Here is a 25,415-nt window from a genome sequence, read left to right on the forward strand (position 1 = left end):
ATGAAACTCAATGATCTGAGTCCAGCGCCGGGTTCCCGTCGCGAGAAGCATCGTCCAGGTCGTGGTATCGGTAGCGGTCTGGGTAAGACCGGCGGCCGTGGCCACAAAGGTCAGACTTCCCGTTCGGGTGGTTCGATCGCTCCTGGCTTCGAAGGCGGTCAACAGCCGCTGCACCGTCGTCTGCCGAAGTTCGGCTTCGTTTCCCTGAAAGCCATGGACCGCGCCGAAGTGCGTCTGTCCGAGCTGGCCAAAGTGGAAGGCGACGTGATCTCCGTGCAATCCCTGAAGGATGCCAACGTGATCAACCAGCACATTCAGCGTGTGAAAATCATGCTGTCTGGCGAAGTTACTCGCGCAGTCACCATCAAGGGCATCGCAGCCACCAAGGGTGCGCGTGCGGCTATCGAAGCAGCTGGCGGCAAATTCGAGGAATAAATGGCTAAGCAAGGTGCTCTCTCTTCGCTCGGTAAGGGCGGGATGTCGGAACTCTGGGCTCGTCTGCGCTTTCTGTTCATGGCGATCATCGTCTATCGGATAGGTGCGCATATCCCGGTTCCCGGCATCAATCCGGACCGTCTGGCGGATCTGTTTCGGCAGAATGAGGGGACCATTCTTAGCTTGTTCAACATGTTTTCCGGTGGCGCGCTTGAGCGCATGAGCATCTTTGCACTGGGGATCATGCCGTACATCTCGGCATCGATCATCATGCAGCTGATGACGGCGGTCAGCCCGCAACTGGAGCAGTTGAAGAAGGAAGGTGAAGCTGGCCGTCGCAAGATCAGCCAGTACACCCGCTACGGCACCGTTATCCTGGCACTGGTTCAAGCCATTGGCATGTCCATTGGCCTGGCCAACCAGGGCGTGGCGTTTTCTGTAGGCCTGGGCTTCCATGTCGTTGCCGTCTCCACCTTCGTGGCGGGCGCGATGTTCATGATGTGGCTGGGCGAACAGATCACCGAGCGCGGTGTGGGCAACGGTATCTCGATGTTGATCTTCGCAGGTATCGTTGCCGGTCTTCCGAGAGCAATCGGGCAGTCTTTCGAGTCTGCACGCACAGGCGATATCAACATTTTCGCCCTGGTCGCTATCGGTTTGCTGGCAGTAGCGATTATCGGTTTCGTGGTGTTCATTGAGCGTGGTCAGCGTCGTATCGCCGTTCACTACGCCAAGCGTCAGCAGGGCCGCAAGGTCTTCGCTGCGCAGACCAGCCACTTGCCGTTGAAAGTGAACATGGCGGGGGTTATCCCGGCCATTTTCGCGAGCAGCATTTTGCTGTTCCCGGCTTCGCTGGGTGCCTGGTTCGGTCAGTCCGAAGGTATGGGCTGGCTGCAGGACATCTCGCAGTCGATCGCTCCTGGTCAGCCGTTGAACATTTTGCTGTTTAGTGCAGGGATCATTTTCTTCTGCTTCTTCTACACAGCGTTGATGTTCAACCCGAAAGACGTAGCGGAAAACCTGAAGAAGTCCGGTGCCTTTATTCCGGGTATCCGTCCTGGTGAGCAGTCGGCACGCTACATTGATGGCGTTCTGACTCGTCTGACCATGTTCGGTGCTCTTTACATGATGGCCGTCTGCCTTCTGCCCCAGTTCCTGGTGGTGGCAGCAAATGTGCCGTTCTACCTTGGCGGGACCTCGTTGCTGATTGTGGTAGTGGTTGTGATGGACTTCATGTCCCAAGTACAATCGCACCTCGTTTCGCACCAGTACGAATCCCTGATGAAGAAAGCCAACCTGAAAGGCTACGGTGGCAGCGGTCTGCTGCGCTGATACGCCCCTAAGGTTCGAGGAGTCGGTAATGAAAGTTCGTGCATCGGTGAAAAAGCTGTGCCGTAACTGCAAGATCATCCGTCGCGAAGGCGTCGTACGAGTGATCTGCAGCGCGGAACCGCGTCACAAACAGCGCCAAGGCTGAGTGTGATCTGCGCTTCAAACCCAGCAGCTAGTGTGCTGCTGGGTTGATTATTCGTTTCTACAGCGATATTATCTCGCGCCCTATTTCTTGGCTTCCGGGGCGTAGGTAGCTGTCAATTGGAGTCCCACTGAATGGCCCGTATTGCAGGCGTCAACATTCCAGATAACAAGCATACTGTTATCTCGCTGACCTACATCTATGGTGTCGGTCGCACAACTGCACAGAAGATCTGTGCAGACGCTGGTGTAAATCCAGCCGCTAAGATCAAGGATCTGAGCGACGAGCAAATCGAAACCCTGCGTGGCGAAGTCGCGAAGTTCACCACCGAAGGTGACCTGCGTCGTGACATCAACATGAAGATCAAGCGCTTGATGGACCTGGGTTGCTACCGCGGCCTGCGTCATCGTAAAGGTCTGCCGGTTCGCGGTCAGCGCACCAAGACCAACGCACGCACCCGTAAGGGCCCGCGTAAGCCGATCCGCAAGTAATCGCCCAGGAATATAGACATGGCAAAACCTGCTGCTCGTCCTCGTAAGAAAGTCAAAAAGACAGTGGTTGATGGCATCGCCCACATCCATGCCTCTTTCAACAACACCATCGTGACCATCACCGACCGTCAGGGCAATGCTTTGTCCTGGGCGACCTCCGGTGGTTCGGGTTTCCGTGGTTCGCGCAAATCCACCCCGTTCGCAGCTCAGATCGCTGCTGAGCGTGCTGGTCAAGCTGCGCTGGAATACGGTCTGAAGAACCTCGACGTTAACGTCAAGGGTCCAGGTCCAGGTCGTGAGTCCGCCGTTCGTGCATTGAACAGCTGCGGCTACAAGATCGCCAGCATCACCGACGTGACGCCAATCCCGCACAACGGGTGCCGTCCGCCGAAGAAGCGTCGCGTGTAATCAGGAGACAGAAGAATGGCACGTTACATTGGTCCAAAATGCAAACTGTCTCGTCGTGAAGGCACTGACCTGTTCCTGAAGAGCGGCGTTCGCGCTCTGGAATCGAAGTGCAACATCGAAGCAGCCCCAGGTATCCACGGCCAGCGCCGTGGCCGTCAGTCTGACTACGGCACCCAGCTGCGTGAGAAACAAAAAGTCCGTCGTATCTACGGTGTTCTGGAGCGTCAGTTCCGCGGTTACTACCAAGCTGCTGCCTCGAAAAAAGGCGCAACCGGTGAGAACCTGCTGCAACTGCTCGAGTGCCGTCTGGATAACGTCGTTTACCGTATGGGCTTCGGCTCGACTCGTTCCGAGTCGCGTCAGCTGGTTTCGCACAAAGCGATCAGCGTCAACGGTAAGACTGTAAACATTCCATCCTACCAAGTTCGTCCGGGTGACGTGGTCGCGGTTCGCGAGAAATCGCTGAGCCAGCTGCGCATTGTTCAAGCCCTTGAACTGTGCGCCCAGCGTGGCCGCGTTGAGTGGGTTGACGTGGATGCTGCTAAAAAGTCGGGCGTTTTCAAGAACGTTCCTGCTCGCAGCGACCTGTCTGCCGACATCAACGAGAACCTGATTGTCGAGCTCTACTCCAAGTAAGGGCTAGAAAATAGGTGCATCCATGCAGATTTCGGTAAATGAGTTCCTGACTCCCCGCCACATTGATGTGCAGGTAGTCAGTCCGACCCGCGCCAAGATCACGCTCGAGCCTCTCGAGCGTGGTTTCGGCCATACCCTGGGCAACGCGCTGCGCCGCATCCTGTTGTCCTCCATGCCTGGCTGTGCAGTAGTCGAGGCCGAGATCGATGGCGTACTCCACGAGTACTCCGCGATCGAAGGTGTTCAGGAAGACGTCATTGAAATCCTGTTGAACCTGAAAGGCCTGGCTATCAAACTGCACGGTCGTGACGAAGTTACGCTGACCTTGTCGAAAAAGGGTTCGGGGGTGGTTACCGCTGCCGATATTCAGCTGGATCACGATGTCGAGATCGTCAACCCCGATCACGTAATCGCGAACCTGGCGTCGAACGGCGCCCTGAACATGAAGCTCACTGTAGCTCGTGGTCGTGGTTACGAGCCGGCCGACTCCCGTCAAACCGACGAAGACGAAAGCCGTAGCATTGGCCGTCTGCAGTTGGACGCTTCGTTCAGCCCGGTGCGTCGTATCGCCTATGTGGTCGAAAACGCCCGTGTTGAGCAGCGTACCAACCTGGACAAACTGGTCATTGATCTGGAAACCAACGGCACCCTGGACCCTGAAGAGGCAATCCGCCGCGCTGCGACCATCCTGCAACAGCAGTTGGCCGCGTTCGTCGACCTCAAAGGTGACAGCGAGCCTGTCGTAGTCGAGCAGGAAGACGAGATCGATCCGATCCTGCTGCGTCCGGTTGACGACCTGGAACTGACTGTACGTTCGGCCAACTGCCTCAAGGCGGAGAACATCTACTACATCGGCGACCTGATTCAGCGTACCGAAGTAGAGCTGTTGAAGACTCCTAACCTGGGCAAGAAGTCCCTGACTGAAATCAAGGACGTCCTGGCCTCTCGTGGTCTGTCTCTCGGCATGCGCCTCGACAACTGGCCGCCTGCAAGTCTTAAGAAAGACGACAAGGCGACCGCCTGATCGTCGTAATCACCGAACGTAGTGTTTGGTAAGGAATGAATCATGCGTCATCGTAAAAGTGGACGTCACCTGAGCCGTACCAGCTCTCACCGCAAGGCTATGTTCCAGAACATGGCAGTGTCGCTGATCGAGCACGAGCTGATCAAAACCACCCTGCCGAAAGCCAAGGAACTGCGCCGCGTTGCCGAGCCGCTGATCACCCTGGCCAAGGAAGACAGCGTTGCTAACCGTCGTCTGGCCTTCGACCGTACCCGTTCGAAGTCCGCTGTTGGCAAACTGTTCAACGACCTGGGCAAGCGTTACGCCACCCGTCAGGGCGGCTACCTGCGCATCCTGAAGTGCGGTTTCCGCGCTGGCGACAACGCGCCTATGGCGTACGTCGAGCTGGTTGATCGTCCGGTCGGCGGTGCTGTAGAAGCTGCTGAGTAAGACGTTCTGTCTGCTACAAAGAACCGGGCCTAGTGCCCGGTTTTTTGTTTCTGTTGGTATTGTTAATTTCTATTGATGTAAGTCAGTTAATGAATTTGTCCCTGTAACCTTGCTCGTCAATACTCTCTCCATAGCCGATTAGCCGGCGCTTCAAGACCGATAAGGAGAGCCCATGAGCAAGATTCTCACCACCGCCAGCGGTGCACCTGTAGCCGACAACCAGAACTCCCGCTCCGCCGGCCCACGCGGCCCGCTGCTGCTCGACGACTTCCACCTGATCGAGAAGCTCGCCCATTTCAACCGTGAGAACATTCCAGAGCGTCGTGTGCATGCCAAGGGCTCGGGTGCTTATGGCACCTTTACCGTCACCCGCGATATCACTGATTACACCAGCGCCAAGCTGTTCGAACAGATAGGCAAGCAGACCGAGACTTTCCTGCGCTTCTCTACCGTCGGTGGCGAGCGTGGCTCAGCAGACACTGAGCGTGACCCACGCGGCTTCGCGGTCAAGTTTTACACCGAAGAGGGCAACTGGGACATCGTGGGTAACAACACGCCAGTGTTCTTCATTCGGGATCCGCTCAAGTTCCCGGACTTTATCCACACCCAGAAACGTCACCCGCAGTCCAACCTGAAGAACGCCCAGATGATGTGGGATTTCTGGTCGCACTCGCCCGAGGCGCTGCACCAGGTCACCATCCTGTTCTCCGACCGTGGCATTCCGGACGGCTACCGCCACATGCACGGCTTTGGCAGCCACACCTACAGCCTGATCAATGCCCAGGGCGAGCGCACCTGGGTCAAATGGCACTTCAAGACCCAGCAAGGCATCAAGAACCTCGCCCCTGCAGATGCCGCACGCTTGGCAGGTACTGACCCGGACTACGCACAGCGCGACCTTTTCGAAGCTATTGAGCGTGGCGATTACCCACGCTGGACTGTCTGCATCCAGGTGATGAGCGAAGCCGAGGCCGCGAGCCGCGACGAGAACCCGTTCGACGTGACCAAGACCTGGTCGCAGAAGGACTACCCGTTGATCGAAGTGGGCGTGCTCGAGCTTAACCGTAACCCGCTCAACTACTTCGCCGAAGTCGAGCAGGCTGCCTTCGGGCCAAGCAACATGGTGCCGGGCGTCGGCCTGTCGCCGGACCGCATGCTGCAGGGCCGTGTATTCGCCTACGCGGACGCACACCGCTACCGTGTGGGTACTAACCACCAACAGTTGCCGGTGAACGCGCCACGCTGCCCGGTCAACAGCTACCAGCGCGACGGCTCCATGGCCACTGGCAGCTATGGCAGTGCACCGAACTACGAACCCAACAGCTACGCCGCGGCACCGAAGCAGTCGCCACGTCACGCAGAGCCCGCATTGGCCCTGAATGGTTCGGCCGACCGTTACGATCACCGCGAGGACACTGACTACTACAGCCACGCCGGCGCGCTGTTCCGCCTGATGAGTGATGAGCAGAAGGCCCTGCTGATCAGCAACATCGCTGGAACTATGGCGGGTGTCAGCGAAGACGTCATCCAGCGCCAGTTGCAGTACTTCTTCAAGGCCGACCCGGCCTATGGAGAAGGGATCGCCAAGGCCCTGGGCCTCACTCTCGCCTAAGTCGAAGTGATAAGAAGAACCGCCCTCATTTGGGCGGTTTTTCAATGAATATCACTACTGTTTAACCGATTTTTTGCTTCTTATTGCGCGTTTTTCAGTGACCGCAGGCAAAAGCTGGTTCACACTATATGGCATAGACGTTTTCATATGGAGAAGCAGGGCGATGCAAGGCCACCCGGACGTAATCAACTACCTCGTCACGTTGCTGAAGGGCGAACTGGCGGCACGCGACCAGTACTTCATTCATTCGCGCATGTATGAAGACTGGGGCCTGACCAAGCTCTACGAGCGTATCAACCACGAGATGGAAGAAGAGACGCAGCACGCGGATGCCCTGATGCGTCGCATCCTGATGCTCGAAGGCACCCCTGACATGCGTGCAGACGACCTGGAAGTCGGCAGCACCGTGCCGGAAATGATCGAGGCCGACCTCAAGCTTGAGTACAAGGTGCGCGGTGCGCTGTGCAAAGGCATCGAGCTGTGCGAGCTGCACAAGGACTACATCAGCCGTGACATCCTGCGTGCGCAGTTGGCGGATACCGAAGAAGATCACACCTACTGGCTGGAGAAGCAGCAGGGGCTGATCAAGGCCATTGGCCTGGAGAACTACCTGCAGTCGCAGATGTAAGTTATCCACAGTCTCAAGAAAAAGCCCCTGACACCAATGGTGCCAGGGGCTTTTTCATTCCATCGGCAACACTCAGGCTCGATCCCGCTCCAGCAACGGTTTCAGGTAGTGCCCGGTATACGACTGTTTCATCTCGCTCAGCTCTTCCGGCGTACCGCAGGCAATGATCTGCCCACCTTTGGACCCACCTTCCGGCCCTAGGTCCACCAGCCAGTCAGCGGTCTTGATCACATCCAGGTTGTGCTCGATCACCACCACGGTGTTGCCGTGGTCGCGCAGGCGATGCAGCACGTCCAGCAACTGCTGGATATCGGCAAAGTGCAGGCCCGTGGTGGGCTCATCCAGGATATACAGGGTTTTGCCGGTATCGCGCTTGGACAACTCGCGGGACAGCTTCACCCGCTGTGCCTCGCCGCCAGACAAGGTGGTCGCCGACTGGCCCAGCTTGATGTACGACAGGCCCACATCCATCAACGTTTGCAGCTTGCGCGCCAACGCTGGCACCGCATCGAAGAACTCGCGGGCATCCTCGATGGTCATCTCCAGCACCTCGTGGATGTTCTTGCCCTTGTACTTGATCTCCAGCGTTTCACGGTTGTAGCGCTTGCTCTTGCACACGTCGCACGGCACGTAGATGTCTGGGAGGAAGTGCATCTCGACCTTGATCAGGCCATCGCCTTGGCAGGCCTCGCAACGGCCACCCTTGACGTTGAACGAGAAACGCCCCGGGCCATAGCCGCGTGAGCGTGACTCCGGCACCCCGGAGAACAGCTCGCGGATAGGGGTGAAAATACCGGTATACGTTGCCGGGTTCGAGCGCGGGGTGCGGCCGATCGGGCTCTGGTCGATATCCACCACCTTGTCCAGGTGCTGCAGGCCATCCATGCTGCTGTGCGGTGCGGCTTCCAGGCTGCTTGCGCCATTGAGGGCCGTAGCGGCCAAGGGGAACAGGGTGTTGTTGATCAGCGTCGATTTGCCCGAGCCGGATACCCCGGTCACGCAGGTCAGCAGGCCGATGGGGACTTCCAGGTCGACGTTCTGCAGGTTGTTGCCACGCGCCCCCTTGAGCTTGAGTTGCAGCTTCTTGTTGCGCGGTGTGCGCTTGGCTGGCACGACGATTTTCTTGCGCCCGGACAAGTACTTGCCGGTTAACGAGTCAGGGTGGTCCATGACCTCCTGCGGCGAGCCCTCGGCGACGATTTGGCCACCATGCACACCGGCCCCTGGGCCGATATCGACCACGTAGTCGGCCAAGCGAATGGCGTCCTCGTCGTGCTCCACCACGATGACCGTGTTGCCCAAATCGCGCAGGTGGTTGAGGGTGGCCAGCAGGCGGTCGTTGTCGCGCTGATGAAGGCCGATGGACGGTTCATCGAGGATGTACATCACCCCGACCAGGCCGGCGCCAATCTGGCTGGCCAGGCGGATACGCTGCGCTTCACCACCGGACAGGGTGTCGGCGCTACGGTCGAGGGTGAGGTAGTCGAGGCCGACGTTGACCAGGAACTGCAAGCGCTCGCAGATTTCCTTGAGAATCTTGGCGGCAATCTCGCCACGGCGGCCAGTCAGGGTCAGTTCGCCGAAGTAGTTGCTGGCTTCGCCGATCGGCAGGTTGGTGACCGCCGGCAGCGTTTTTTCGCCCACCCACACATGGCGTGCTTCGCGGCGCAGGCGAGTGCCGCGGCAATCCGGGCAGGGCTGGGTGCCGAGGAACTTGGCCAGCTCTTCGCGCACAGTGGCCGACTCGGTCTCGCGGTAGCGACGTTCCAGGTTCGGCACGATGCCTTCGAACGGGTGCGAGCGCTTGACGATATCGCCACGGTCGTTCAAGTACTTGAAGTCGATGCTTTGCTTGCCACTGCCCAGCAGGATCACCTTCTGGTGTTCTGCCGAGAGCTCGCCGAAGGGTTCTTCCAGGCTGAAGCCATAATGTGCGGCCAACGAGCCGAGCATCTGGAAGTAGTACACGTTGCGTCGGTCCCAGCCACGGATCGCGCCTTCGGCCAAGGTGAGTTCGGTATTGACCAGGCGCTTGGTGTCGAAGAACTGCTTCACCCCCAAGCCATCGCAGGTCGGGCAGGCGCCAGCCGGGTTGTTGAAGGAAAACAGCTTGGGCTCCAACTCGCTGATGGCGTGGCCGCACACCGGGCAGGCGAAGCGGGCGGAGAAGATCATCTCTTCGCCTGGCTCGTCGTCCATCGGTGCTACCAGAGCGATCCCGTCGGCCAGCTTCAGTGCGGTCTCGAACGACTCAGCGAGGCGTTGCTGCAGGTCGGCGCGCACCTTGAAGCGGTCTACCACCACATCGATGCTGTGCTTTTTCTGTTTGTCCAGTTTGGGCAGTTCGTCCAGCTCGTAGAGCTTGCCGTTGACCCGGGCGCGTACGAACCCCTGGGCGCGCAGCTCGTCAAACACGGCGAGGTGCTCACCCTTGCGTTCGCGCACCACCGGCGCCAGCAGCATCAGCTTGCTGCCTTCCGGGCGCTCCAGCACCAGGTCGACCATCTGGCTGATCGTTTGCGCCTCCAGCGGGATATCGTGGTCCGGGCAGCGTGGCGTACCCACGCGGGCATACAACAGGCGCAGGTAGTCGTAGATTTCAGTGATGGTGCCGACCGTGGAGCGTGGGTTGTGCGAGGTCGACTTCTGCTCGATGGAAATGGCCGGTGAGAGGCCTTCGATGGTATCGACGTCGGGCTTTTCCATCATCGACAGGAACTGCCGGGCGTAGGCCGACAGCGATTCCACGTAGCGGCGCTGGCCTTCGGCGTAGAGGGTGTCGAACGCCAGGGACGACTTGCCGGAACCGGACAGGCCGGTGATCACGATCAGCTTGTCCCGGGGCAGGGTCAGGTCGATGTTCTTCAGGTTGTGGGTACGTGCCCCACGAATCAGGATCTTGTCCACTGCGGCCTCGCTTGGCGGGCATAAACAAGGAAGTATACGGCGCGCCAGTATGACGCGGCAAAGCGTCGCGTAGATGCCGTCACGCTGTCGGACTGGTAGAATCGCCGCCGGTTCACACGAGGTTAATCCATGCACGACACCCACAACGAGCGCATGAGTGGCGGCGAAACCCGCGCCGCTGGCGGCCTTGCCCTGGTCTTTGCCTTTCGTATGCTGGGCATGTTCATGGTCTTGCCGGTACTGGCCACCTACGGCATGGATCTGGCCGGTGCCACCCCTGCGCTGATCGGCCTGGCCATTGGCGCCTATGGCCTGACCCAGGCGGTATTGCAGATCCCGTTCGGGATGATTTCCGACCGCATCGGCCGCCGGCCGGTGATTTACCTGGGGCTGGTGATTTTCGCCCTGGGCAGTGTGCTGGCGGCCCAGGCCGATTCCATCTGGGGCGTGATCGCCGGGCGTGTTTTGCAGGGCGCCGGTGCGATTTCTGCCGCCGTCATGGCGCTGCTGTCCGACCTCACCCGCGAGCAACACCGGACCAAGGCCATGGCCATGATTGGCATGAGCATCGGCCTGTCGTTTGCCGTCGCCATGGTCGTCGGCCCCTTGCTGACAAGTGCCTTTGGCTTGTCAGGATTGTTCCTGACCACGGCGGGGCTCGCTCTGGTCGGCATCCTGCTGATTGCCTTTGTCGTGCCCAACACGCATAGCATCCTGCAGCACCGCGAATCGGGCGTGGCGCGCCAGGCACTCGGCCCAACCCTGCGTCATCCGGACCTTCTGCGCCTGGACGTAAGCATCTTCGTCCTCCATGCCATTCTCATGGCCAGCTTCGTCGCGCTGCCACTGGCCTTCGTCGAGCGCGGTGGGCTGCCCAAGGAGCAGCACTGGTGGGTGTACCTGACCGCGCTGTTCATCTCATTTTTTGCAATGGTCCCGTTCATCATCTACGGCGAAAAAAAGCGCAAGATGAAACGTGTGTTGGCCGGTGCGGTCAGTGTCCTGCTGCTGACAGAGATATACTTCTGGGAGTGGGCTGACGGTTTGCGCGGACTGGTGATTGGCACCGTGGTATTCTTTACCGCATTCAACCTGCTGGAGGCTTCGCTGCCTTCGCTGGTCAGCAAGGTATCGCCTGCCGGTGGCAAGGGGACGGCAATGGGGGTTTATTCCACCAGCCAGTTCCTTGGCGCTGCCTTGGGAGGAATCCTCGGTGGCTGGTTGTTCCAGCACGGTGGGCTGGACACGGTGTTCCTCGGTTGCGCGGTGCTGTGTGCCATCTGGCTGGTCGTCGCCTTGCGCATGAACGAGCCGCCTTATGTGACCAGCCTGCGCATGCCGCTGACGCCTGAGGCAGTCCGGGAAGCCGGCCTGACCGAGCGCCTGATGGCCGTGCCGGGTGTGACCGACGCTGTGGTGGTGGCTGAAGAAGCCGCTATCTATATCAAACTGGATACGAAAATTTTGGACCGTGCGACCCTCGAGCGACTGGTGAACCCAGCCTCTTCGGCGTGCGAAGCCTAGGAGAACGTTATGGCCCGTGGGGTTAACAAAGTCATTCTGGTCGGCACCTGTGGCCAGGATCCCGAAGTCCGCTACCTGCCCAACGGTAACGCCGTGACCAACCTGAGCCTGGCTACCAGCGAGCAGTGGACCGACAAGCAGTCGGGCCAGAAGGTAGAGCGTACCGAGTGGCACCGTGTGTCGCTGTTCGGCAAGGTTGCCGAAATCGCCGGCGAGTACCTGCGCAAAGGTTCGCAGTGCTACATCGAAGGCAAACTGCAGACCCGTGAGTGGGAAAAAGACGGTATCAAGCGCTACACCACCGAGATCATCGTCGACATCAACGGCACCATGCAGCTGTTGGGCGGTCGTCCGCAGGGCCAGCAGGGCGGTGACCCGTACAACCAGGGTGGCGGCAACTACAACCAAGGTGGTCAGCAGCAACAGTACAACCAGGCCCCGCCGCGCCAGCAGGCCCAGCGCCCGCAACAGGCCCCTCAGCGCCCGGCGCCGCAGCAGCCAGCGCCACAGCCGGCGGCTGACTTTGACAGCTTTGATGACGATATTCCGTTCTGATTCGAACGTTAAGGCATCACGCCAGACCAACAACCCGGAGCAGTCGCTCCGGTTTTTTTTTGCCCGCGGAAATTGAGAAATATGAAGTTACGGGAGGGGCCTCTAAATATCAGATTGTCTGTGTTGTTGTAGGCGGTTTCTGAATTTCCTCTTGCGTCAACTATCTGCTGTCGCGATTGCTTAGCATCTATGTTTTCAAAGGAGTGGATCATGCAATCAGAGAGTGAAGGGTTTGATCGAATTGAATTTCAGCTGAATTCTTTATCAGGTGACTATCGGATCCCGGGGTTCAGCGAAGGCTACGCGGTATACCTCAAGGGTTGCGAAAAGGGGGCCGGTTACACTGGAGGCTTGCTGCTCCTGTTAGGTTTCGCCATTGCTGCGCTGGCCTTTGCAGCGCTGGTTTTCGGCCCGTCGACGGTCTCCTACTACCGTTCTACCGGCCCTTCCTGGTTTCAGTATGTTCAGATGTACGCAGGGCCGATAATTACCGCTGGCGGAGCGCTATTTACCTTGGGTGGCTATCTGTATTCAAGGAAGGCAATGGGGCGAGAGGCGTTCCTGGTGACGATCTACAAACTTATCGCGCCGGATGGGCAAGTTGTTACTGGAACAGTTCAAATCCGGTATCTGGGAGGCGATAATTTCAATATAGCAATCAACTGACGGGCAGTTGGGACACAGGGTCGAAAAACATTTCCCTCGCTTGCTCCCATCCCGCCGGCATGGCCTTCAAGGTGCGCAGAATCAGTAGGAGCAGCCTTGCGCTGCAAAAGGGCTGTTGCAGCCGAAGATCATCGCCAGGCCCACTGGCCTGTTTGCAGCACAAGGCTGCTCCTACATAGATAATGTGGTGCTCACAAGGGCAGTACCGTAGCCCACTTGCTCAGTAGAACAACCGCGGCTCCGGCGAATCCAGCAGGCTTGCCAATTTGGTCAGGGCAAAGCCCAGCTCCTGGCTGCTGGGTGCCATCAGCGCGATGCGCACGCCGCAGGTGGCGTGGCTGCGTTCTGGCAAAAACTGGCTGCCGCTGACCACCGTAACGCCGTTGTTACGCGCCAGGTTGGCGAACTCGTCGCTGGTCCACGGCTCTGGCAACTCCAGCCAGATATGAAAGCTGTGGGGCTGAGTACGGATGTTGTATCGGCCAAGAATCTCCCGGGCCATGTGCTGGCGCGCGGCCGCCTCGTCCTGCTGGACCCGTACCAACTGGTCGGCCATGCCGCTGTTGATCAGGTTACTGGCCAATTGCGCCATCAGTGGCGAAGGCATCCACACGCTGCTGCGTACCATCGACGATAACCGTGACAGGGTTTGCGGCGGAGCGTACAGGTAGCCGATGCGCAGCGCCGGCAACACGCTCTTGGACAGGCTGGTGAGGTACACCGAGCGTTCAGGCGCATACGCGGCCAGTGGCTTGTAATCCGGGGCGGGTTCGAGAAAACCGTAGATGTCGTCATCGACGATGAACAGGTCGAACTCGCGGGCGATCTCGGCGATGGCCTGGCGCCGTGCGTGGGGCATGATCGAGTTGGTCGGGTTCTGGTGCGTGGTGACGCATACCAGCAGGGAAGGGCGGTGCTCCAGGCAGGCCGCGCGCAATGCATCAGGCGTAATGCCGTGCTCGTCCATGGCCACGCCATGCAGGCGGCGGCCCATGCTGTGGGCGAGGGAGATGATGCCCGGGTAGCACAGCGACTCGCACAGCACCACATCGTCGCTCTTCGACAGGCTGCTAATGGCCACCAGCAGCCCATGCTGCGCGCCAGAGGTCAGTACAACCTGTTGCCAGCGAGCATCTGGCAGCCAGCGCTGAATCCAGGCCGCACCGGCTTGCTTGTGTGAGGTGTGGCCACCCTCGGTCACGTAGTCGAGTACTTGCGCCAAGTCCGAAGAAGCGGCCAGTTCGCTGATAGCCGTGCCTAGCCACTCGCTCATGTGAGCGTCGTTGGGTTTGATGATCGAGAGATCGATCTGGCTGCTTTCGCCAGCAACGGGCGCGGGCGCCGACGGGATAGGCAATGGCTGTCGCTGCTGTTTCACAAATGTGCCACGCCCGACTTCGCCAACCACCAGGCCACGCTTGGCTGCCTCGTCGTAGGCCCTGCCGACGGTGCCGGGCGTCACATTCAGTGCCTCGGCGAGGTCCTTGAGGGTGGGTAAGCGATCACCTGCTGCAAGCCGACCACTTTCGATGTCCTGTTCAAGGGCATTAGCGATCATCAGGTAAACCGGCTGGGTTTGATCGCCGTAATGAGGGACCCACATGGAAAACGCACCAGATTCTGCAAGAGCGCGCAGCCTAGCATGAAAGCTCAGATGCAGGTAATGATAGAAATCGTGAGAATTGAGTCGAATAAATTGTTTATTGCATCGATTCAATTTTCGTAATTACAATCATCGCATCAGTCAGGGCAGGCTCACTCACGTCGGCCTTGGCAAAACACGCCATTGGATGGGCTTTGCTATGGAAATTCTGGGTGCTTACTGGGCGGAACACTGGCTGCTGGCAGTCCTCATGCTCGGCGCGATCGCCTTCGTTGCAGGCTTCGTCGACAGTATTGCCGGTGGTGGCGGTCTGTTTCTGGTACCGGGTTTTTTGCTGGTGGGCATGCCACCGCAGGTCGCACTGGGCCAGGAAAAACTGGTCAGCACCCTTGGCACGCTGGCGGCCATTCGCAACTTCCTGGCCAACAGCAAGATGGTCTGGCAGGTGGCGTTGGTCGGGGTGCCGTTCTCACTGCTGGGTGCCTACCTGGGGGCGCACCTGATCGTGTCGATCTCGCCAGAGACTGTAGGCAAGATCATCCTGGCGCTGATCCCGTTCGGCATCCTCATCTTCCTCACCCCCAAGGACCGCCCGGTAGAGGAGCGAGAGCTGTCTTCGCGCATGCTCTACACCGTGGTGCCGTTGACTTGCCTGGCCATCGGCTTCTATGACGGCTTCTTCGGCCCCGGTACCGGCAGCATGTTCATCATCGCCTTCCATTACCTGCTGCGCATGGACCTGGTCTCCAGCTCGGCCAACTCCAAAACCTTCAACTTCGCTTCCAACATCGGCGCCTTGGTCGCCTTCGTCGTGGCCGGGAAGGTCGTCTACCTGCTGGCATTGCCGCTGGTGGCCTGCAACATCCTGGGTAACCACCTGGGCAGTGCCCTGGCGCTGCGCAAAGGCAACGAAGTGGTACGCAAGGCGCTGGTGTTCTCGATGCTTTGCCTGTTCACCAGCCTGGGCGTGAAGTACCTGGCCTGACCTACTGATAGGAGAAAACTGATGAAAACCGCATTCGTAACTGGCGCCTCCTCGGGTTTTGGCCGTGCCATCTGCTGCACGCTGATCGGCAAAGGCTACCGCGTGATCGGTGGCGCCCGGCGCATGGACAAACTGAAAGCGCTGGAGGCCGAGTTGGGCGTCAATTTCATTCCGCTGGCGCTGGATGTCACCGACCCGGTGTCGCTGGAAACGGCGGTCGAGCAGATTCGTGATGCATCGCTGCAGATCGACCTGCTGGTCAACAACGCCGGGCTGGCGTTGGGCGTGGACCGAGCCCAGGCCAGCAGCGCCGAAAACTGGCAGCGGATGATCGACACCAACATTACCGGCCTGGCCATGGTTACCCACAAGATTCTGCCGCAAATGGTGGAAGCCGACGGCGGGATGATCATCAACATTGGCTCTATCGCCGGCACTTACCCCTACCCGGGCGGCAATGTTTATGGCGCCAGCAAGGCCTTCGTCCGCCAGTTCAGCCTCAACTTGCGTGCCGACCTGGCGGGCACCCGAGTACGCGTGAGCAACATCGAGCCGGGGCTGTGCTCGGGCACTGACTTCTCGGTGGTACGTCTGAATGGCGACCTGGACGCGGTGCAGGCGTTGTATCGGGATGTCGAGGCCATCCTGCCGGAGGATATCGCGGCTACGGTAGCCTGGATTGCCGAGCAGCCGGCGCATGTGAACATCAATACCGTCGAGATCATGCCGGTGGCGCAGAGCAGTGCGGCCCTTAATGTGGTGCGCAACCTGCCGCGTGCCTGACCCGGGCCTTACCACTGACTCAGGTCATCGCACGTTCCCGATTCTTGACTAGTCTTAACCATTGGCGGCCATGTGTTGGCCGCCACCGTGACTACCAAGAGGCGCCGGCCATGTTCCGCGCGTCCACCACCTGATCAGGAGTGCACGATGGACCTGAACCGTCGGCAATTCTTCAAGGTCGCCGCCGTCGGCCTTGGAGGCTCGAGCCTGGCGGCGTTGGGCATGGCCCCGACGCCGGCCTTCGCCGAGCAGGTGCGTCACTTCAAGCTGGCGCACACCAAAGAAGCCCGTAACACCTGCCCCTACTGCTCGGTCGGCTGCGGCCTGATCCTGTACAGCCAGGGCGATGCGGGTAAAAACGTCAAACAGAACATCATCCATATCGAAGGTGACGCCGACCATCCGGTCAACCGTGGCACCCTCTGCCCTAAAGGCGCCGGCCTGCTGGACTTTATCCACAGCCCGAGCCGCTTGCAGTACCCCGAGGTACGCAAGCCGGGTAGCAAAGAATGGACGCGGGTCAGCTGGGATGAGGCGCTCGACCGCGTCGCCGGCCTGATGAAACAGGACCGAGACGCCAATTTCATCGAGAAGAACGCCCAGGGGCAAACCGTAAACCGCTGGCTCACCACCGGTTTTCTGGCTGCCTCCGCCGCCTCCAGCGAGGCAGGCTACCTGACCCACAAGGTCGTCCGCGCTACAGGCATGCTGGGGTTCGATAACCAGGCACGTGTCTGACATGGCCCGACGGTGGCAAGTCTTGCCCCGACGTACGGCCGTGGCGCCATGACCAACCACTGGTCCGATATCGCTAACGCGAATCTGGTCCTGGTGATGGGTGGCAACGCAGCAGAAGCGCATCCGTGCGGCTTCAAATGGGTGACCGAGGCCAAGGCGCACAACAAGGCGCGGCTGATCGTGGTCGACCCGCGTTTTACCCGTACCGCTTCGGTGGCGGACTACTACGCGCCGATCCGTACCGGTACCGATATCGCCTTCATGGGCGGGCTGATCAACTACCTGCTGAGCAACGACAAGATCCAGCACGAGTACGTGCGTAACTACACCGACGTGTCGTTCATCGTCAAAGAGACCTATGGCTTCGAGGACGGGCTGTTCAGCGGCTACGACGAGGCCAAGCGTGTGTATGCCGACAAATCCGGCTGGGGTTACGAGCTGGGTGAGGACGGTTATGCGAAGGTCGATCCGACCCTGCAGCACCCGCGCTGCGTGTTCCAGCTGATGAAACAGCATTACAGCCGCTACACCCCGGAACTGGCGAGCATGACCTGTGGCATGCCACAGGACGCCATGATGAAAGTCTGGGAAGAGATCGCCACCTGCTCGGCACCGGGCAAGACCATGACGATTCTCTACGCGCTCGGCTGGACGCAGCACTCGATCGGTGCGCAGATCATCCGCAGTGCGGCCATGGTCCAGCTGCTGCTGGGCAACGTCGGCATGCCCGGTGGTGGGGTCAACGCCCTGCGCGGGCACTCCAATATCCAGGGCCTGACCGACCTCGGCCTGCTGTCCAACTCGCTGCCGGGCTACCTGACCCTGGCCGGTGACGCCGAGCAGGACTACGCCACCTACATCGACAAGCGCGCGTCCAAGCCGCTACGCCCAGGGCAGCTGTCGTACTGGCAGAACTACGGCAAGTTCCACGTCAGCCTGATGAAGGCCTGGTACGGCGCCAACGCCACGGCGGAAAACAACTGGGGCTATGACTGGCTGCCCAAGCTCGATGTCCCGGCCTACGACGTGCTGCGCATGTTCGAGATGATGGGTCAGGGCAAGGTCAACGGTTACATGTGCCAAGGCTTCAACCCGATTGCTGCGCTACCGGACAAGAACCGCGTCACTGCAGCGCTGGGCAAGCTCAAGTGGCTGGTGATCATGGACCCGCTGGCCACCGAGACCTCGGAGTTCTGGCGTAACGCCGGGCCGTTCAACGACGTCGACACCGCCAATATCCAGACCGAAGTGATCCGCCTGCCCACCACCTGCTTCGCCGAGGAGGACGGTTCGCTGGTCAATAGCAGCCGCTGGTTGCAGTGGCACTGGAAGGGCGCCGACGGCCCGGGCGAGACGCGTACCGACGTGCAGATCATGAGCGAGCTGTTCCTGCGCCTGCGCCAACGCTACCAGGCCGAGGGCGGCGCCTACCCTGATGCGATGATGAACATCAGTTGGCCGTACAAGATCCCTGATGAGCCATCACCAGAGGAGCTGGCCAAAGAGATGAACGGCTGGGCGGTCACCGACCTCACCGACGCCACCGGCGCCACGCTCAAGGCTGGCCAGCAACTGTCAGGCTTCGGCCAGATGAAGGACGACGGCAGCACGGCGTCTGGCTGCTGGATCTTCGCCGGCTGCTGGACCGAGCAGGGCAACCAGATGGCCCGCCGCGACAACAGCGACCCGTATGGCATGCACCAGGTGCAGAACTGGGCCTGGGCCTGGCCGGCCAACCGTCGCATCCTCTACAACCGTGCCTCCAGCGACCCGCAAGGCAAGCCGTGGGACCCGGAGAAGAAACGCCTGGTATGGTGGAACGGCAAGGCCTGGACCGGTACCGACGTGCCGGACTTCAAGGTCGACTCGCCACCGGAAGCGGGGATGAACCCGTTCATCATGAACCCCGAAGGCGTGGCGCGTTTCTTCGCCATCGACAAGATGGCCGAAGGCCCGTTCCCCGAGCACTACGAGCCGTTCGAAACGCCGATCGGTATCAACCCGCTGCACCCGCAGAACAAGAAGGTGGTCAGCAACCCGGCTGGCCGCATCTTCGACTCGGTGTGGGACACGCTTGGCACGCACGACGAGTTTCCCTACGCGGCGACCACCTATCGGCTGACCGAGCACTTCCACTTCTGGAGCAAGCATTGCCGGCTCAACGCCATTGCCCAGCCCGAGCAGTTCGTCGAAATCGGCGAGGTGCTGGCCAACGAGAAAGGCATCAAGGCCGGCGACCGGGTACGGGTGTCGAGCAAGCGCGGGCATATCGATGCGGTGGCAGTGGTGACCAAGCGGATTCGCCCGCTCCAGGTCAACAACCAGACCGTGCACCAGATCGGCATTCCCTTGCACTGGGGTTTCACCGGCGCGACCCGGCATGGCTACCTGACCAACACCCTGGTGCCATTCCTCGGTGACGGCAACACCCAGACGCCAGAGTCCAAGTCGTTCCTCGTCAAAGTGGAGAAACTCTGATGGCCAGCCAAGACATCATCGCCCGCTCGGCCACCACCACCGTACCGCCTTCGGTACGCCAGCAGCAGGAAGTCGCCAAGCTGATCGACACCACCAAGTGCATCGGCTGCAAGGCCTGCCAGGTGGCGTGCTCGGAATGGAACGAACTGCGTGACGAGGTCGGCCACAACCACGGCACCTACGACAACCCTCAGGACCTCACGGCCGAAACCTGGACCCTGATGCGCTTCACCGAGCACGAGCGCGACGACGGCAACCTGGAGTGGCTGATCCGCAAGGATGGCTGCATGCACTGTGCCGACCCGGGTTGCCTGAAGGCTTGCCCGAGCCCGGGGGCGATCATCAAGCACGCCAACGGCATCGTCGATTTCAACCAGGACCACTGCATCGGCTGCGGGTACTGCATCACCGGCTGCCCGTTCAACATCCCGCGTATCTCGCAGAAGGACCACAAGGCGTACAAATGTACCCTGTGTTCCGACCGCGTGACCGTGGGCCTGGAGCCAGCCTGCGTGAAAACCTGCCCAACCGGGGCGATCGTATTCGGCAGCAAGGACGAGATGAAAGTGCATGCCGCCGAGCGCATTGTCGACCTGAAGTCGCGGGGTTACGACAAGGCCGGGTTGTATGACCCGGATGGCGTCGGCGGCACCCACGTGATGTACGTGCTGCACCATGCCGACACGCCGAAGCTGTACGCCGGCCTGCCGGACCAGCCGGTGATCAGCCCTTTGGTGGGGCTGTGGAAGGGCTTCACCAAGCCGCTGGCGTTGCTGGCCATGGGCGCGGCGGTGTTGGCCGGGTTCTTCCATTATGTGCGGGTTGGCCCACAGCGGGTCGAGGAGGACGAGCACCCCACGCCGGCGGATGACAACGTGCATCAGGTGGATCCTGCGGTCCATGTCTACGACCCGACCAAGCCCGGTGGGCAAGGGGAGCAGCGGCCATGAACGACAACAAACCCATCCTGCGCTACAACGCCAATGAGCGGACAAACCACTGGATTGTGGCAATTCTGTTCATCCTGGCGGGGCTGTCGGGGCTGGCGCTGTTTCATCCGGCGCTGTTCTGGCTCAGCCACCTGTTTGGTGGCGGGCCGTGGACGCGCATCCTGCACCCCTTCATCGGGGTGGCGATGTTCGTGTTCTTCCTCGGCCTGGTGTTCCGTTTCTGGCGCGCCAACTTCATCACCGCCAACGACCGCCTGTGGCTGCGTCGCATCGATCGGGTGATGGTCAATCGTGAGGATGGCGTGCCCCCTATCGGCAAGTACAACGCCGGACAAAAGCTGCTGTTCTGGACCTTGCTGGCGTGCATGCTGGTGCTGCTGGTGAGTGGGGTGGTGATCTGGCGTGCGTATTTCAGCCATTGGTTCGGCATCGATGCCATTCGCCTGTCTGCGCTGCTGCACGCGTTGGCGGCGTTCGTGCTGATCCTCAGCATCATCGTGCACATCTATGCCGGCGTCTGGATCAAGGGCTCGATCGGCGCCATGCTGCATGGCTGGGTCAGCCGCGCGTGGGCACGCAAGCACCATGAGTTGTGGTACCGCGAAGTGACCGGCGACAAAACGCCGGGCAATCACGGACGAAAAGAAGGATGAACGCTTGAGCACGATACTCGAACCCGGGCAGATCGAAGCGTCGGCGGTGATGCCGCCGTTTCTGCACCTGCCGCCCGCCAACCTGTTCGAACTGCGCGCTGCGCGTTTGGATCAGCTGGCCGAGGGCAATGCCCTTGGCGACTACCTGAGGCTGGTGGCGCGGTTGTGCCGTGTCCAGCAGCAGCTTGTGGATAACCCGCCCGCTGGCGTGCCGGTGGCCGAGGAACGTCAGCGCCTGTGCATAAGTCATGGTTTGCCGCCGCTGGCGGCGGACAGCCTGGTGCGCGAAGGGCCTTGGCTGGTTTGGTTACAGGCCCTCCTTGAGCACTTCAACGGCGAAACCCGTGGCCCGCTGGGTGAGGCCTTGCAGGTGCTGCGTGGCAGTGATGACAACCAGCGCAAAGGCTGGGGCATCGCTTTGCTGGCAGGGCAGTATGACGCGGTGCCAGCGGCATTGGTGCCGTTCCTCGGGGCTGCGTTGCAGGCGGCCTGGTCCAGTTGGCTGCTGGTATTGCCAACGCCGGAGCTGAAACCTGCCGGCAGCCTGGCCCAGTGCCCGGCTTGCGGTTCGCCGGCAATGGCCGGGGTGGTGCGCAACCGTGGCAAGCACAATGGCCTGCGCTATCTGGTCTGTTCGTTGTGTGCCTGTGAATGGCATGTGGTGCGGGTGAAGTGCGTGTATTGCGAGTCGAGCAAGGACTTGCGCTATATCAGCCTTGAGGATGATCGCCATGCGCCGGGCAAGGCGCCATTGCGTGCCGAGTGTTGCCCGGGCTGCGAAAGCTACCTGAAGCAGAACTATCTGGAGAACGATGCGGCGGCCGAGCCTTTGGCCGACGACCTGGCCAGCCTGGCGCTGGATATGCGCCTGGACGAGGAGGGCTTTCATCGCCTGGCGCCCAACCTGATGCTGGCGCCCGGTTAGTGGGTGAGTGTCTACACTGAAATACCGAGTTGCCTTCTTCGCGGGCACGCCCGCTCCCACAAGGACTGCGCAAGCCTCAAATACAGCGCGGACCCTGTGGGAGCGGGCGTGCCCGCGAAGAGGCCAGTACAGACACCGGATAACCCAAGGTAGTACCGCATGTCTTCAAGCCTAGCCAGCGACACCCCACGCCTCCCATCCATCGACACCCTCCTGCGCCACCCGGCCTGCCTCCCGCTGATCGACCGCCACGGCCGCGATGCAGCCCTGGCTACCTTGCGCCAACTGCTCGACGACCTGCGTGACCCTGCTCGCAACGGCCAGCTCAGTGCAGCCGAACTGGCCACCGAAGTGCTGCTGGGCCGCACCGGTGAGCGCCTTGCCGCTCAACAGCGCAGCCAGGTCCGCCGTGTGTTCAACCTCACTGGCACCGTGTTGCACACCAATCTGGGCCGCGCCCTGCTGCCGGAAGAAGCCATCGAGGCCATGCAGACTGCCGCCCGCTATCCGCTCAACCTGGAGTTCGACCTGGCCACCGGCAAACGTGGCGACCGCGATGACCTGATCGAAGGCCTGATCCGCGAACTGACCGGCGCCGAAGCCGTCACCGTAGTCAACAACAACGCCGCCGCCGTGCTGCTGGCGCTCAACAGCCTGGGCGCACGCAAGGAAGGCATCATCTCCCGGGGTGAGCTGATCGAGATTGGCGGCGCCTTCCGCATTCCCGACATCATGGCCCGGGCCGGCGTGAAGCTGCACGAGATCGGTACCACCAACCGCACCCACGCCCGCGACTATGAGGCCGCCATCGGCCCGCGCACGGGCCTGCTGATGCGCGTGCATTGCAGCAATTACAGTATCCAGGGCTTCACCACCCAGGTGCCCACTGCCGAGCTGGCGCGGATCGCCCACCAACATGAACTGCCGCTACTCGAAGACCTCGGCAGCGGCAGCCTGCTCGACCTTACCCGCTGGGGCCTGCCCGCCGAACCGACGGTGCGCCAGGCCCTGGCTGATGGCGCCGATATCGTCACCTTTAGCGGCGACAAACTGCTGGGCGGGCCTCAGGCAGGGATCATCGTTGGCCGCAAGGACCTGATCGCCAGGATCAAGAAAAACCCGCTCAAGCGAGCCTTGCGCGTCGACAAGATCACCCTCGCAGCCCTTGAAGCGGTGCTGGCACTGTACCGCAACCCCGACCGCCTGGCCGAACGCCTGCCCAGCCTGCGCCTGCTGACCCGCAGCCAGGCCGAGATCCAGGCTCAGGCCGAGCGCCTGTCGCCTGAACTCAAGGCCCGCCTCGGCGAGCAATGGGCCGTCAGCGTAGAACCTGCGCTGGGCATGATTGGCAGTGGCAGCCAGCCGGTGGCGCGCCTGCCCAGTGCCGCGCTGTGCCTGCGCCCGCAAGTGTCGAAGAAGCTGCGCGGGCGCAGCTTGCATGTACTGGAGCGGGCCCTGCGTGATCTGCCTGTGCCGGTGCTGGGCCGCATCGATGACGATGCCTTGTGGCTGGACCTGCGCCAACTGGATGACGAAGCCCAGTGGCTGGCCCAGTTGCCCGCCCTGCAACTGGGGCCAGTGCAGTGATCGTTGGTACCGCCGGGCACATCGACCATGGCAAGACCGCACTGCTGCAGGCGCTGACTGGCCAGGCCGGCGACCAGCGGCAGGAAGAGCGCGCCCGCGGCATGACCATCGACCTTGGCTACCGCTATGCGGCACTGAGCGAAGGCGCGCCGCTGACGGGCTTCATCGATGTGCCAGGCCACGAGCGTTTTATCCACAACATGCTGGCCGGTGCCCATGGCATTGACCTGGTGCTATTGGTGGTGGCTGCTGACGACGGGGTCATGCCGCAGACGCGCGAGCACCTGGCGATCATCGAGCTGCTGGGCATTCCCCAGGCCCTGGTGGCGATCAGCAAATGCGACCGGGTCGAGCCGGCCCGGCTGGCCGATGTGCAGGTGCAAGTCAGTGAACTGCTGGCGCCAGGGCCGTATGCCGGTGCGCGGCAGTTCCCATTGTCGAGCATCAGCGGGGAAGGCGTGGACGCGCTGCGTCAAGCCCTGCTGGAGGCTGAGGCCAACGTACGGGCACGCGCTGTGCGCGGTGGTTTTCGTCTGGCCGTCGACCGCGCTTTCGCGGTTAGCGGCGCTGGCGTGGTGGTCACCGGCACGGCGCTGGCCGGGCGGGTCAGTGCCGGCGATACCTTGTTGCTGGGCAAGGCCGGCAAAGCGGTGCGCGTGCGTGGCCTGCATGCACAGAACCAGGCCTCGTTGGTGGCAGAGGCGGGCCAGCGGGTGGCGCTGAACATCGCTGCCGAGCGACTGGCATTGGAGCAGATACACCGGGGTGACTGGCTGGTGCCTGAGTGGCTGCATGCGCCTGGCGTACGGGTGGATATCGAGCTGAACCTGTTACCGGGAGAGACACGTACGTTCGAACATTTCAGCGCCGTGCACGTACACCTGGGGACTCAGGATGTGACGGCCCGAGTCGCCTTGCTTGAAGGCGAAAGCCTGGCGGCCGGCCAGCGCATGTTTGCCCAGTTGTTACTCAATGCGCCGCTGCAGGCGGTGCATGGCGACCGTTTGGTGCTGCGCGACCAGCGTGCCCAGCGCACCTTGGGCGGTGGCAAGGTGCTGGACCCGTTCGCGCCAAGCCGCCAACGCCGCAGTGATGAGCGCCTGCGCCAGTTGCAGGTGCTGCGCGATACCGAAGAACTGGAGCAGGCGCTGCCGGCGCTGCTTGCCAGTGCACCGGGCGGTATCGACCCCCAGCGGCTTGAGCGGCAGTTCAATCGCCTGCGAGAAACCTGGCAGTTGCCGGAAGAAGTTTTGGTGGTGGCCACGCGGCAGGGCCAACTGCTGTTCGCCACTGCCAAGTGGCAAGCGTTGAAGCAGCAGGTGATGGAGCAGTTGGCACGGTTCCACGAACAAGACCCCGACCAGCTCGGCCCGGACCGTGATCGCCTGCGCCGTTTTGCGGCCTTGCCCCTGGAGCGGCCTGCATTTGTCAGCTTGCTGGATGAACTGCTCGATGACGGCTCCATCGCCAGCAGCGGGCCTTGGCTGCACTTGCCCGATCATAAAGTGCAATTGAGCGAAGCCGACAGTGAGTTGTGGGCGCGCCTGGAGCCGAGGTTGTTGGCGGGGCAATACGACCCGCCCTGGGTCAGGACGCTGGCAAGTGAAGAGAACTGCGCCGAAGCCGATGTGCGCCTGTTGTTGCGCAAGCTTGCACGGCTGGGCCTGGTGCACCAGGTGGTGCGTGACCTGTTCTACCCGGAGTCGACACTACAGCGCATGGCAGTGTTGCTGCTGGGGCAGGGCAGTGAGACGCCGATAGTGCAGGTTGCCGCGTTTCGCGATATGTTGGGGATCGGTCGCAAGCGCAGTGTGCAGATTCTGGAATACTTCGACCGCATCGGCCTGACCCGGAGGGTGGCCGACCAGCGTCACATCCGCGCCGACAGCGCCCTGGCCCAGCAGCAGGCCAGGCACTGAGTTCA

Annotated in this window: 23 protein-coding genes; 21 read left to right on the plus strand and 2 right to left on the minus strand. The window is 61.1% G+C overall.

Annotated features, from left to right (window positions below):
- The 10 genes from rplO (at nucleotide 1) to bfr (ending at nucleotide 7,137) form a co-directional block, all read left to right on the plus strand.
- Complete coding sequence (rplO, locus tag QQ992_RS02675) at nucleotides 1-435, plus strand: 50S ribosomal protein L15 (protein ID WP_003255461.1); 435 nt, start codon at nucleotides 1-3, stop codon at nucleotides 433-435.
- Nucleotides 436-1,767, plus strand: a complete 1,332-nt coding sequence (secY, locus tag QQ992_RS02680; RefSeq protein ID WP_003257108.1) for a preprotein translocase subunit SecY — start codon at nucleotides 436-438, stop codon at nucleotides 1,765-1,767.
- A 28-nt stretch (nucleotides 1,768-1,795) separates the two neighbouring features.
- Complete coding sequence (rpmJ, locus tag QQ992_RS02685) at nucleotides 1,796-1,912, plus strand: 50S ribosomal protein L36 (RefSeq protein ID WP_002555468.1); 117 nt, start codon at nucleotides 1,796-1,798, stop codon at nucleotides 1,910-1,912.
- Nucleotides 1,913-2,043: 131 nt separating this feature from the next.
- On the plus strand, nucleotides 2,044-2,400 hold the full coding sequence (gene rpsM, locus QQ992_RS02690) for a 30S ribosomal protein S13 (RefSeq protein ID WP_003255457.1): 357 nt from the start codon (nucleotides 2,044-2,046) through the stop codon (nucleotides 2,398-2,400).
- An 18-nt stretch (nucleotides 2,401-2,418) separates the two neighbouring features.
- Nucleotides 2,419-2,808, plus strand: a complete 390-nt coding sequence (gene rpsK, locus QQ992_RS02695; protein ID WP_003255454.1) for a 30S ribosomal protein S11 — start codon at nucleotides 2,419-2,421, stop codon at nucleotides 2,806-2,808.
- 15 nt (nucleotides 2,809-2,823) lie between these two features.
- A complete protein-coding gene (rpsD, locus tag QQ992_RS02700) occupies nucleotides 2,824-3,444 on the plus strand; it encodes a 30S ribosomal protein S4 (protein ID WP_009681977.1) in 621 nt (206 codons plus the stop codon).
- A gap of 22 nt (nucleotides 3,445-3,466) precedes the next feature.
- Nucleotides 3,467-4,468, plus strand: coding sequence for a DNA-directed RNA polymerase subunit alpha (locus QQ992_RS02705; RefSeq protein WP_003255452.1), 1,002 nt, complete (start codon nucleotides 3,467-3,469; stop codon nucleotides 4,466-4,468).
- Between the two features lie 42 nt (nucleotides 4,469-4,510).
- Nucleotides 4,511-4,897, plus strand: a complete 387-nt coding sequence (rplQ, locus tag QQ992_RS02710; protein ID WP_003255451.1) for a 50S ribosomal protein L17 — start codon at nucleotides 4,511-4,513, stop codon at nucleotides 4,895-4,897.
- Between the two features lie 172 nt (nucleotides 4,898-5,069).
- Nucleotides 5,070-6,509, plus strand: a complete 1,440-nt coding sequence (locus QQ992_RS02715) for a catalase (RefSeq protein WP_286112142.1) — start codon at nucleotides 5,070-5,072, stop codon at nucleotides 6,507-6,509.
- Nucleotides 6,510-6,672: 163 nt separating this feature from the next.
- The gene (gene bfr, locus QQ992_RS02720) at nucleotides 6,673-7,137 is read left to right on the plus strand and encodes a bacterioferritin (RefSeq protein WP_016715322.1); all 465 of its coding nucleotides are present in this window, start codon (nucleotides 6,673-6,675) and stop codon (nucleotides 7,135-7,137) included.
- Nucleotides 7,138-7,209: 72 nt separating this feature from the next.
- Here the strand turns inward: bfr and uvrA are convergent, their stop codons facing one another.
- Nucleotides 7,210-10,044: an excinuclease ABC subunit UvrA gene (uvrA, locus tag QQ992_RS02725; RefSeq protein WP_286112143.1), complete on the minus strand. Its 2,835-nt coding sequence runs from the start codon at nucleotides 10,042-10,044 to the stop codon at nucleotides 7,210-7,212.
- A gap of 129 nt (nucleotides 10,045-10,173) precedes the next feature.
- Here uvrA and QQ992_RS02730 point away from each other — a divergent pair, with 129 nt between their 5' ends.
- From QQ992_RS02730 to QQ992_RS02740, 3 genes are all read left to right on the plus strand, one after another.
- Entirely contained in the window at nucleotides 10,174-11,568 is a 1,395-nt protein-coding gene (locus tag QQ992_RS02730; RefSeq protein ID WP_119368662.1) for an MFS transporter, read from the plus strand.
- Between the two features lie 9 nt (nucleotides 11,569-11,577).
- Nucleotides 11,578-12,123: a single-stranded DNA-binding protein gene (locus tag QQ992_RS02735; RefSeq protein ID WP_025754600.1), complete on the plus strand. Its 546-nt coding sequence runs from the start codon at nucleotides 11,578-11,580 to the stop codon at nucleotides 12,121-12,123.
- A gap of 210 nt (nucleotides 12,124-12,333) precedes the next feature.
- Nucleotides 12,334-12,789, plus strand: a complete 456-nt coding sequence (locus QQ992_RS02740) for a hypothetical protein (RefSeq protein WP_286112144.1) — start codon at nucleotides 12,334-12,336, stop codon at nucleotides 12,787-12,789.
- A gap of 220 nt (nucleotides 12,790-13,009) precedes the next feature.
- On the opposite strand, the gene QQ992_RS02745 is transcribed toward QQ992_RS02740, so the two are convergent.
- Entirely contained in the window at nucleotides 13,010-14,392 is a 1,383-nt protein-coding gene (locus QQ992_RS02745; protein WP_286112145.1) for an aminotransferase-like domain-containing protein, read from the minus strand.
- A 199-nt stretch (nucleotides 14,393-14,591) separates the two neighbouring features.
- Between QQ992_RS02745 and QQ992_RS02750 the strand changes: the two genes are divergently transcribed.
- From QQ992_RS02750 to selB, 8 genes are all read left to right on the plus strand, one after another.
- Entirely contained in the window at nucleotides 14,592-15,377 is a 786-nt protein-coding gene (locus tag QQ992_RS02750; RefSeq protein WP_286112146.1) for a sulfite exporter TauE/SafE family protein, read from the plus strand.
- A 21-nt stretch (nucleotides 15,378-15,398) separates the two neighbouring features.
- Nucleotides 15,399-16,160 carry an SDR family NAD(P)-dependent oxidoreductase gene (locus QQ992_RS02755; protein ID WP_286112147.1) on the plus strand — a complete coding sequence of 254 codons (762 nt, stop codon included), beginning with the start codon at nucleotides 15,399-15,401 and terminating at the stop codon, nucleotides 16,158-16,160.
- A 147-nt stretch (nucleotides 16,161-16,307) separates the two neighbouring features.
- Entirely contained in the window at nucleotides 16,308-19,376 is a 3,069-nt protein-coding gene (gene fdnG, locus QQ992_RS02760; RefSeq protein WP_286112148.1) for a formate dehydrogenase-N subunit alpha, read from the plus strand.
- Nucleotides 19,376-20,326 carry a formate dehydrogenase subunit beta gene (gene fdxH, locus QQ992_RS02765; RefSeq protein WP_286112149.1) on the plus strand — a complete coding sequence of 317 codons (951 nt, stop codon included), beginning with the start codon at nucleotides 19,376-19,378 and terminating at the stop codon, nucleotides 20,324-20,326. Before fdnG ends, fdxH begins: the two co-directional genes overlap by 1 nt.
- On the plus strand, nucleotides 20,323-20,979 hold the full coding sequence (locus QQ992_RS02770; RefSeq protein ID WP_286112150.1) for a formate dehydrogenase subunit gamma: 657 nt from the start codon (nucleotides 20,323-20,325) through the stop codon (nucleotides 20,977-20,979). Before fdxH ends, QQ992_RS02770 begins: the two co-directional genes overlap by 4 nt.
- A gap of 4 nt (nucleotides 20,980-20,983) precedes the next feature.
- On the plus strand, nucleotides 20,984-21,904 hold the full coding sequence (gene fdhE, locus QQ992_RS02775) for a formate dehydrogenase accessory protein FdhE (protein WP_286112151.1): 921 nt from the start codon (nucleotides 20,984-20,986) through the stop codon (nucleotides 21,902-21,904).
- A 159-nt stretch (nucleotides 21,905-22,063) separates the two neighbouring features.
- Nucleotides 22,064-23,491 carry an L-seryl-tRNA(Sec) selenium transferase gene (gene selA, locus QQ992_RS02780; protein ID WP_286112152.1) on the plus strand — a complete coding sequence of 476 codons (1,428 nt, stop codon included), beginning with the start codon at nucleotides 22,064-22,066 and terminating at the stop codon, nucleotides 23,489-23,491.
- Nucleotides 23,488-25,410: a selenocysteine-specific translation elongation factor gene (gene selB / locus QQ992_RS02785; RefSeq protein WP_286112153.1), complete on the plus strand. Its 1,923-nt coding sequence runs from the start codon at nucleotides 23,488-23,490 to the stop codon at nucleotides 25,408-25,410. Before selA ends, selB begins: the two co-directional genes overlap by 4 nt.
- Nucleotides 25,411-25,415 lie beyond the last annotated feature (5 nt).

This window comes from Pseudomonas kurunegalensis (genome assembly GCF_030291635.1).
GTDB classification, from domain to species: Bacteria; Pseudomonadota; Gammaproteobacteria; order Pseudomonadales; family Pseudomonadaceae; genus Aquipseudomonas; species Aquipseudomonas monteilii.

Bases quoted from the DNA above. Each gene is read 5' to 3' on its own strand.
- rplO (WP_003255461.1), top strand. From the start codon at position 1: ATGAAACTCAATGATCTGAGTCCAGCGCCGGGTTCCCGTCGCGAGAAG.
- secY (WP_003257108.1), top strand. From the start codon at position 436: ATGGCTAAGCAAGGTGCTCTCTCTTCGCTCGGTAAGGGCGGGATGTCG.
- rpmJ (WP_002555468.1), top strand. From the start codon at position 1,796: ATGAAAGTTCGTGCATCGGTGAAAAAGCTGTGCCGTAACTGCAAGATC.
- rpsM (WP_003255457.1), top strand. From the start codon at position 2,044: ATGGCCCGTATTGCAGGCGTCAACATTCCAGATAACAAGCATACTGTT.
- rpsK (WP_003255454.1), top strand. From the start codon at position 2,419: ATGGCAAAACCTGCTGCTCGTCCTCGTAAGAAAGTCAAAAAGACAGTG.
- rpsD (WP_009681977.1), top strand. From the start codon at position 2,824: ATGGCACGTTACATTGGTCCAAAATGCAAACTGTCTCGTCGTGAAGGC.
- QQ992_RS02705 (WP_003255452.1), top strand. From the start codon at position 3,467: ATGCAGATTTCGGTAAATGAGTTCCTGACTCCCCGCCACATTGATGTG.
- rplQ (WP_003255451.1), top strand. From the start codon at position 4,511: ATGCGTCATCGTAAAAGTGGACGTCACCTGAGCCGTACCAGCTCTCAC.
- QQ992_RS02715 (WP_286112142.1), top strand. From the start codon at position 5,070: ATGAGCAAGATTCTCACCACCGCCAGCGGTGCACCTGTAGCCGACAAC.
- bfr (WP_016715322.1), top strand. From the start codon at position 6,673: ATGCAAGGCCACCCGGACGTAATCAACTACCTCGTCACGTTGCTGAAG.
- QQ992_RS02730 (WP_119368662.1), top strand. From the start codon at position 10,174: ATGCACGACACCCACAACGAGCGCATGAGTGGCGGCGAAACCCGCGCC.
- QQ992_RS02735 (WP_025754600.1), top strand. From the start codon at position 11,578: ATGGCCCGTGGGGTTAACAAAGTCATTCTGGTCGGCACCTGTGGCCAG.
- QQ992_RS02740 (WP_286112144.1), top strand. From the start codon at position 12,334: ATGCAATCAGAGAGTGAAGGGTTTGATCGAATTGAATTTCAGCTGAAT.
- QQ992_RS02745 (WP_286112145.1), bottom strand. From the start codon at position 14,392: ATGTGGGTCCCTCATTACGGCGATCAAACCCAGCCGGTTTACCTGATG.
- QQ992_RS02750 (WP_286112146.1), top strand. From the start codon at position 14,592: ATGGAAATTCTGGGTGCTTACTGGGCGGAACACTGGCTGCTGGCAGTC.
- QQ992_RS02755 (WP_286112147.1), top strand. From the start codon at position 15,399: ATGAAAACCGCATTCGTAACTGGCGCCTCCTCGGGTTTTGGCCGTGCC.
- fdxH (WP_286112149.1), top strand. From the start codon at position 19,376: ATGGCCAGCCAAGACATCATCGCCCGCTCGGCCACCACCACCGTACCG.
- QQ992_RS02770 (WP_286112150.1), top strand. From the start codon at position 20,323: ATGAACGACAACAAACCCATCCTGCGCTACAACGCCAATGAGCGGACA.
- selA (WP_286112152.1), top strand. From the start codon at position 22,064: ATGTCTTCAAGCCTAGCCAGCGACACCCCACGCCTCCCATCCATCGAC.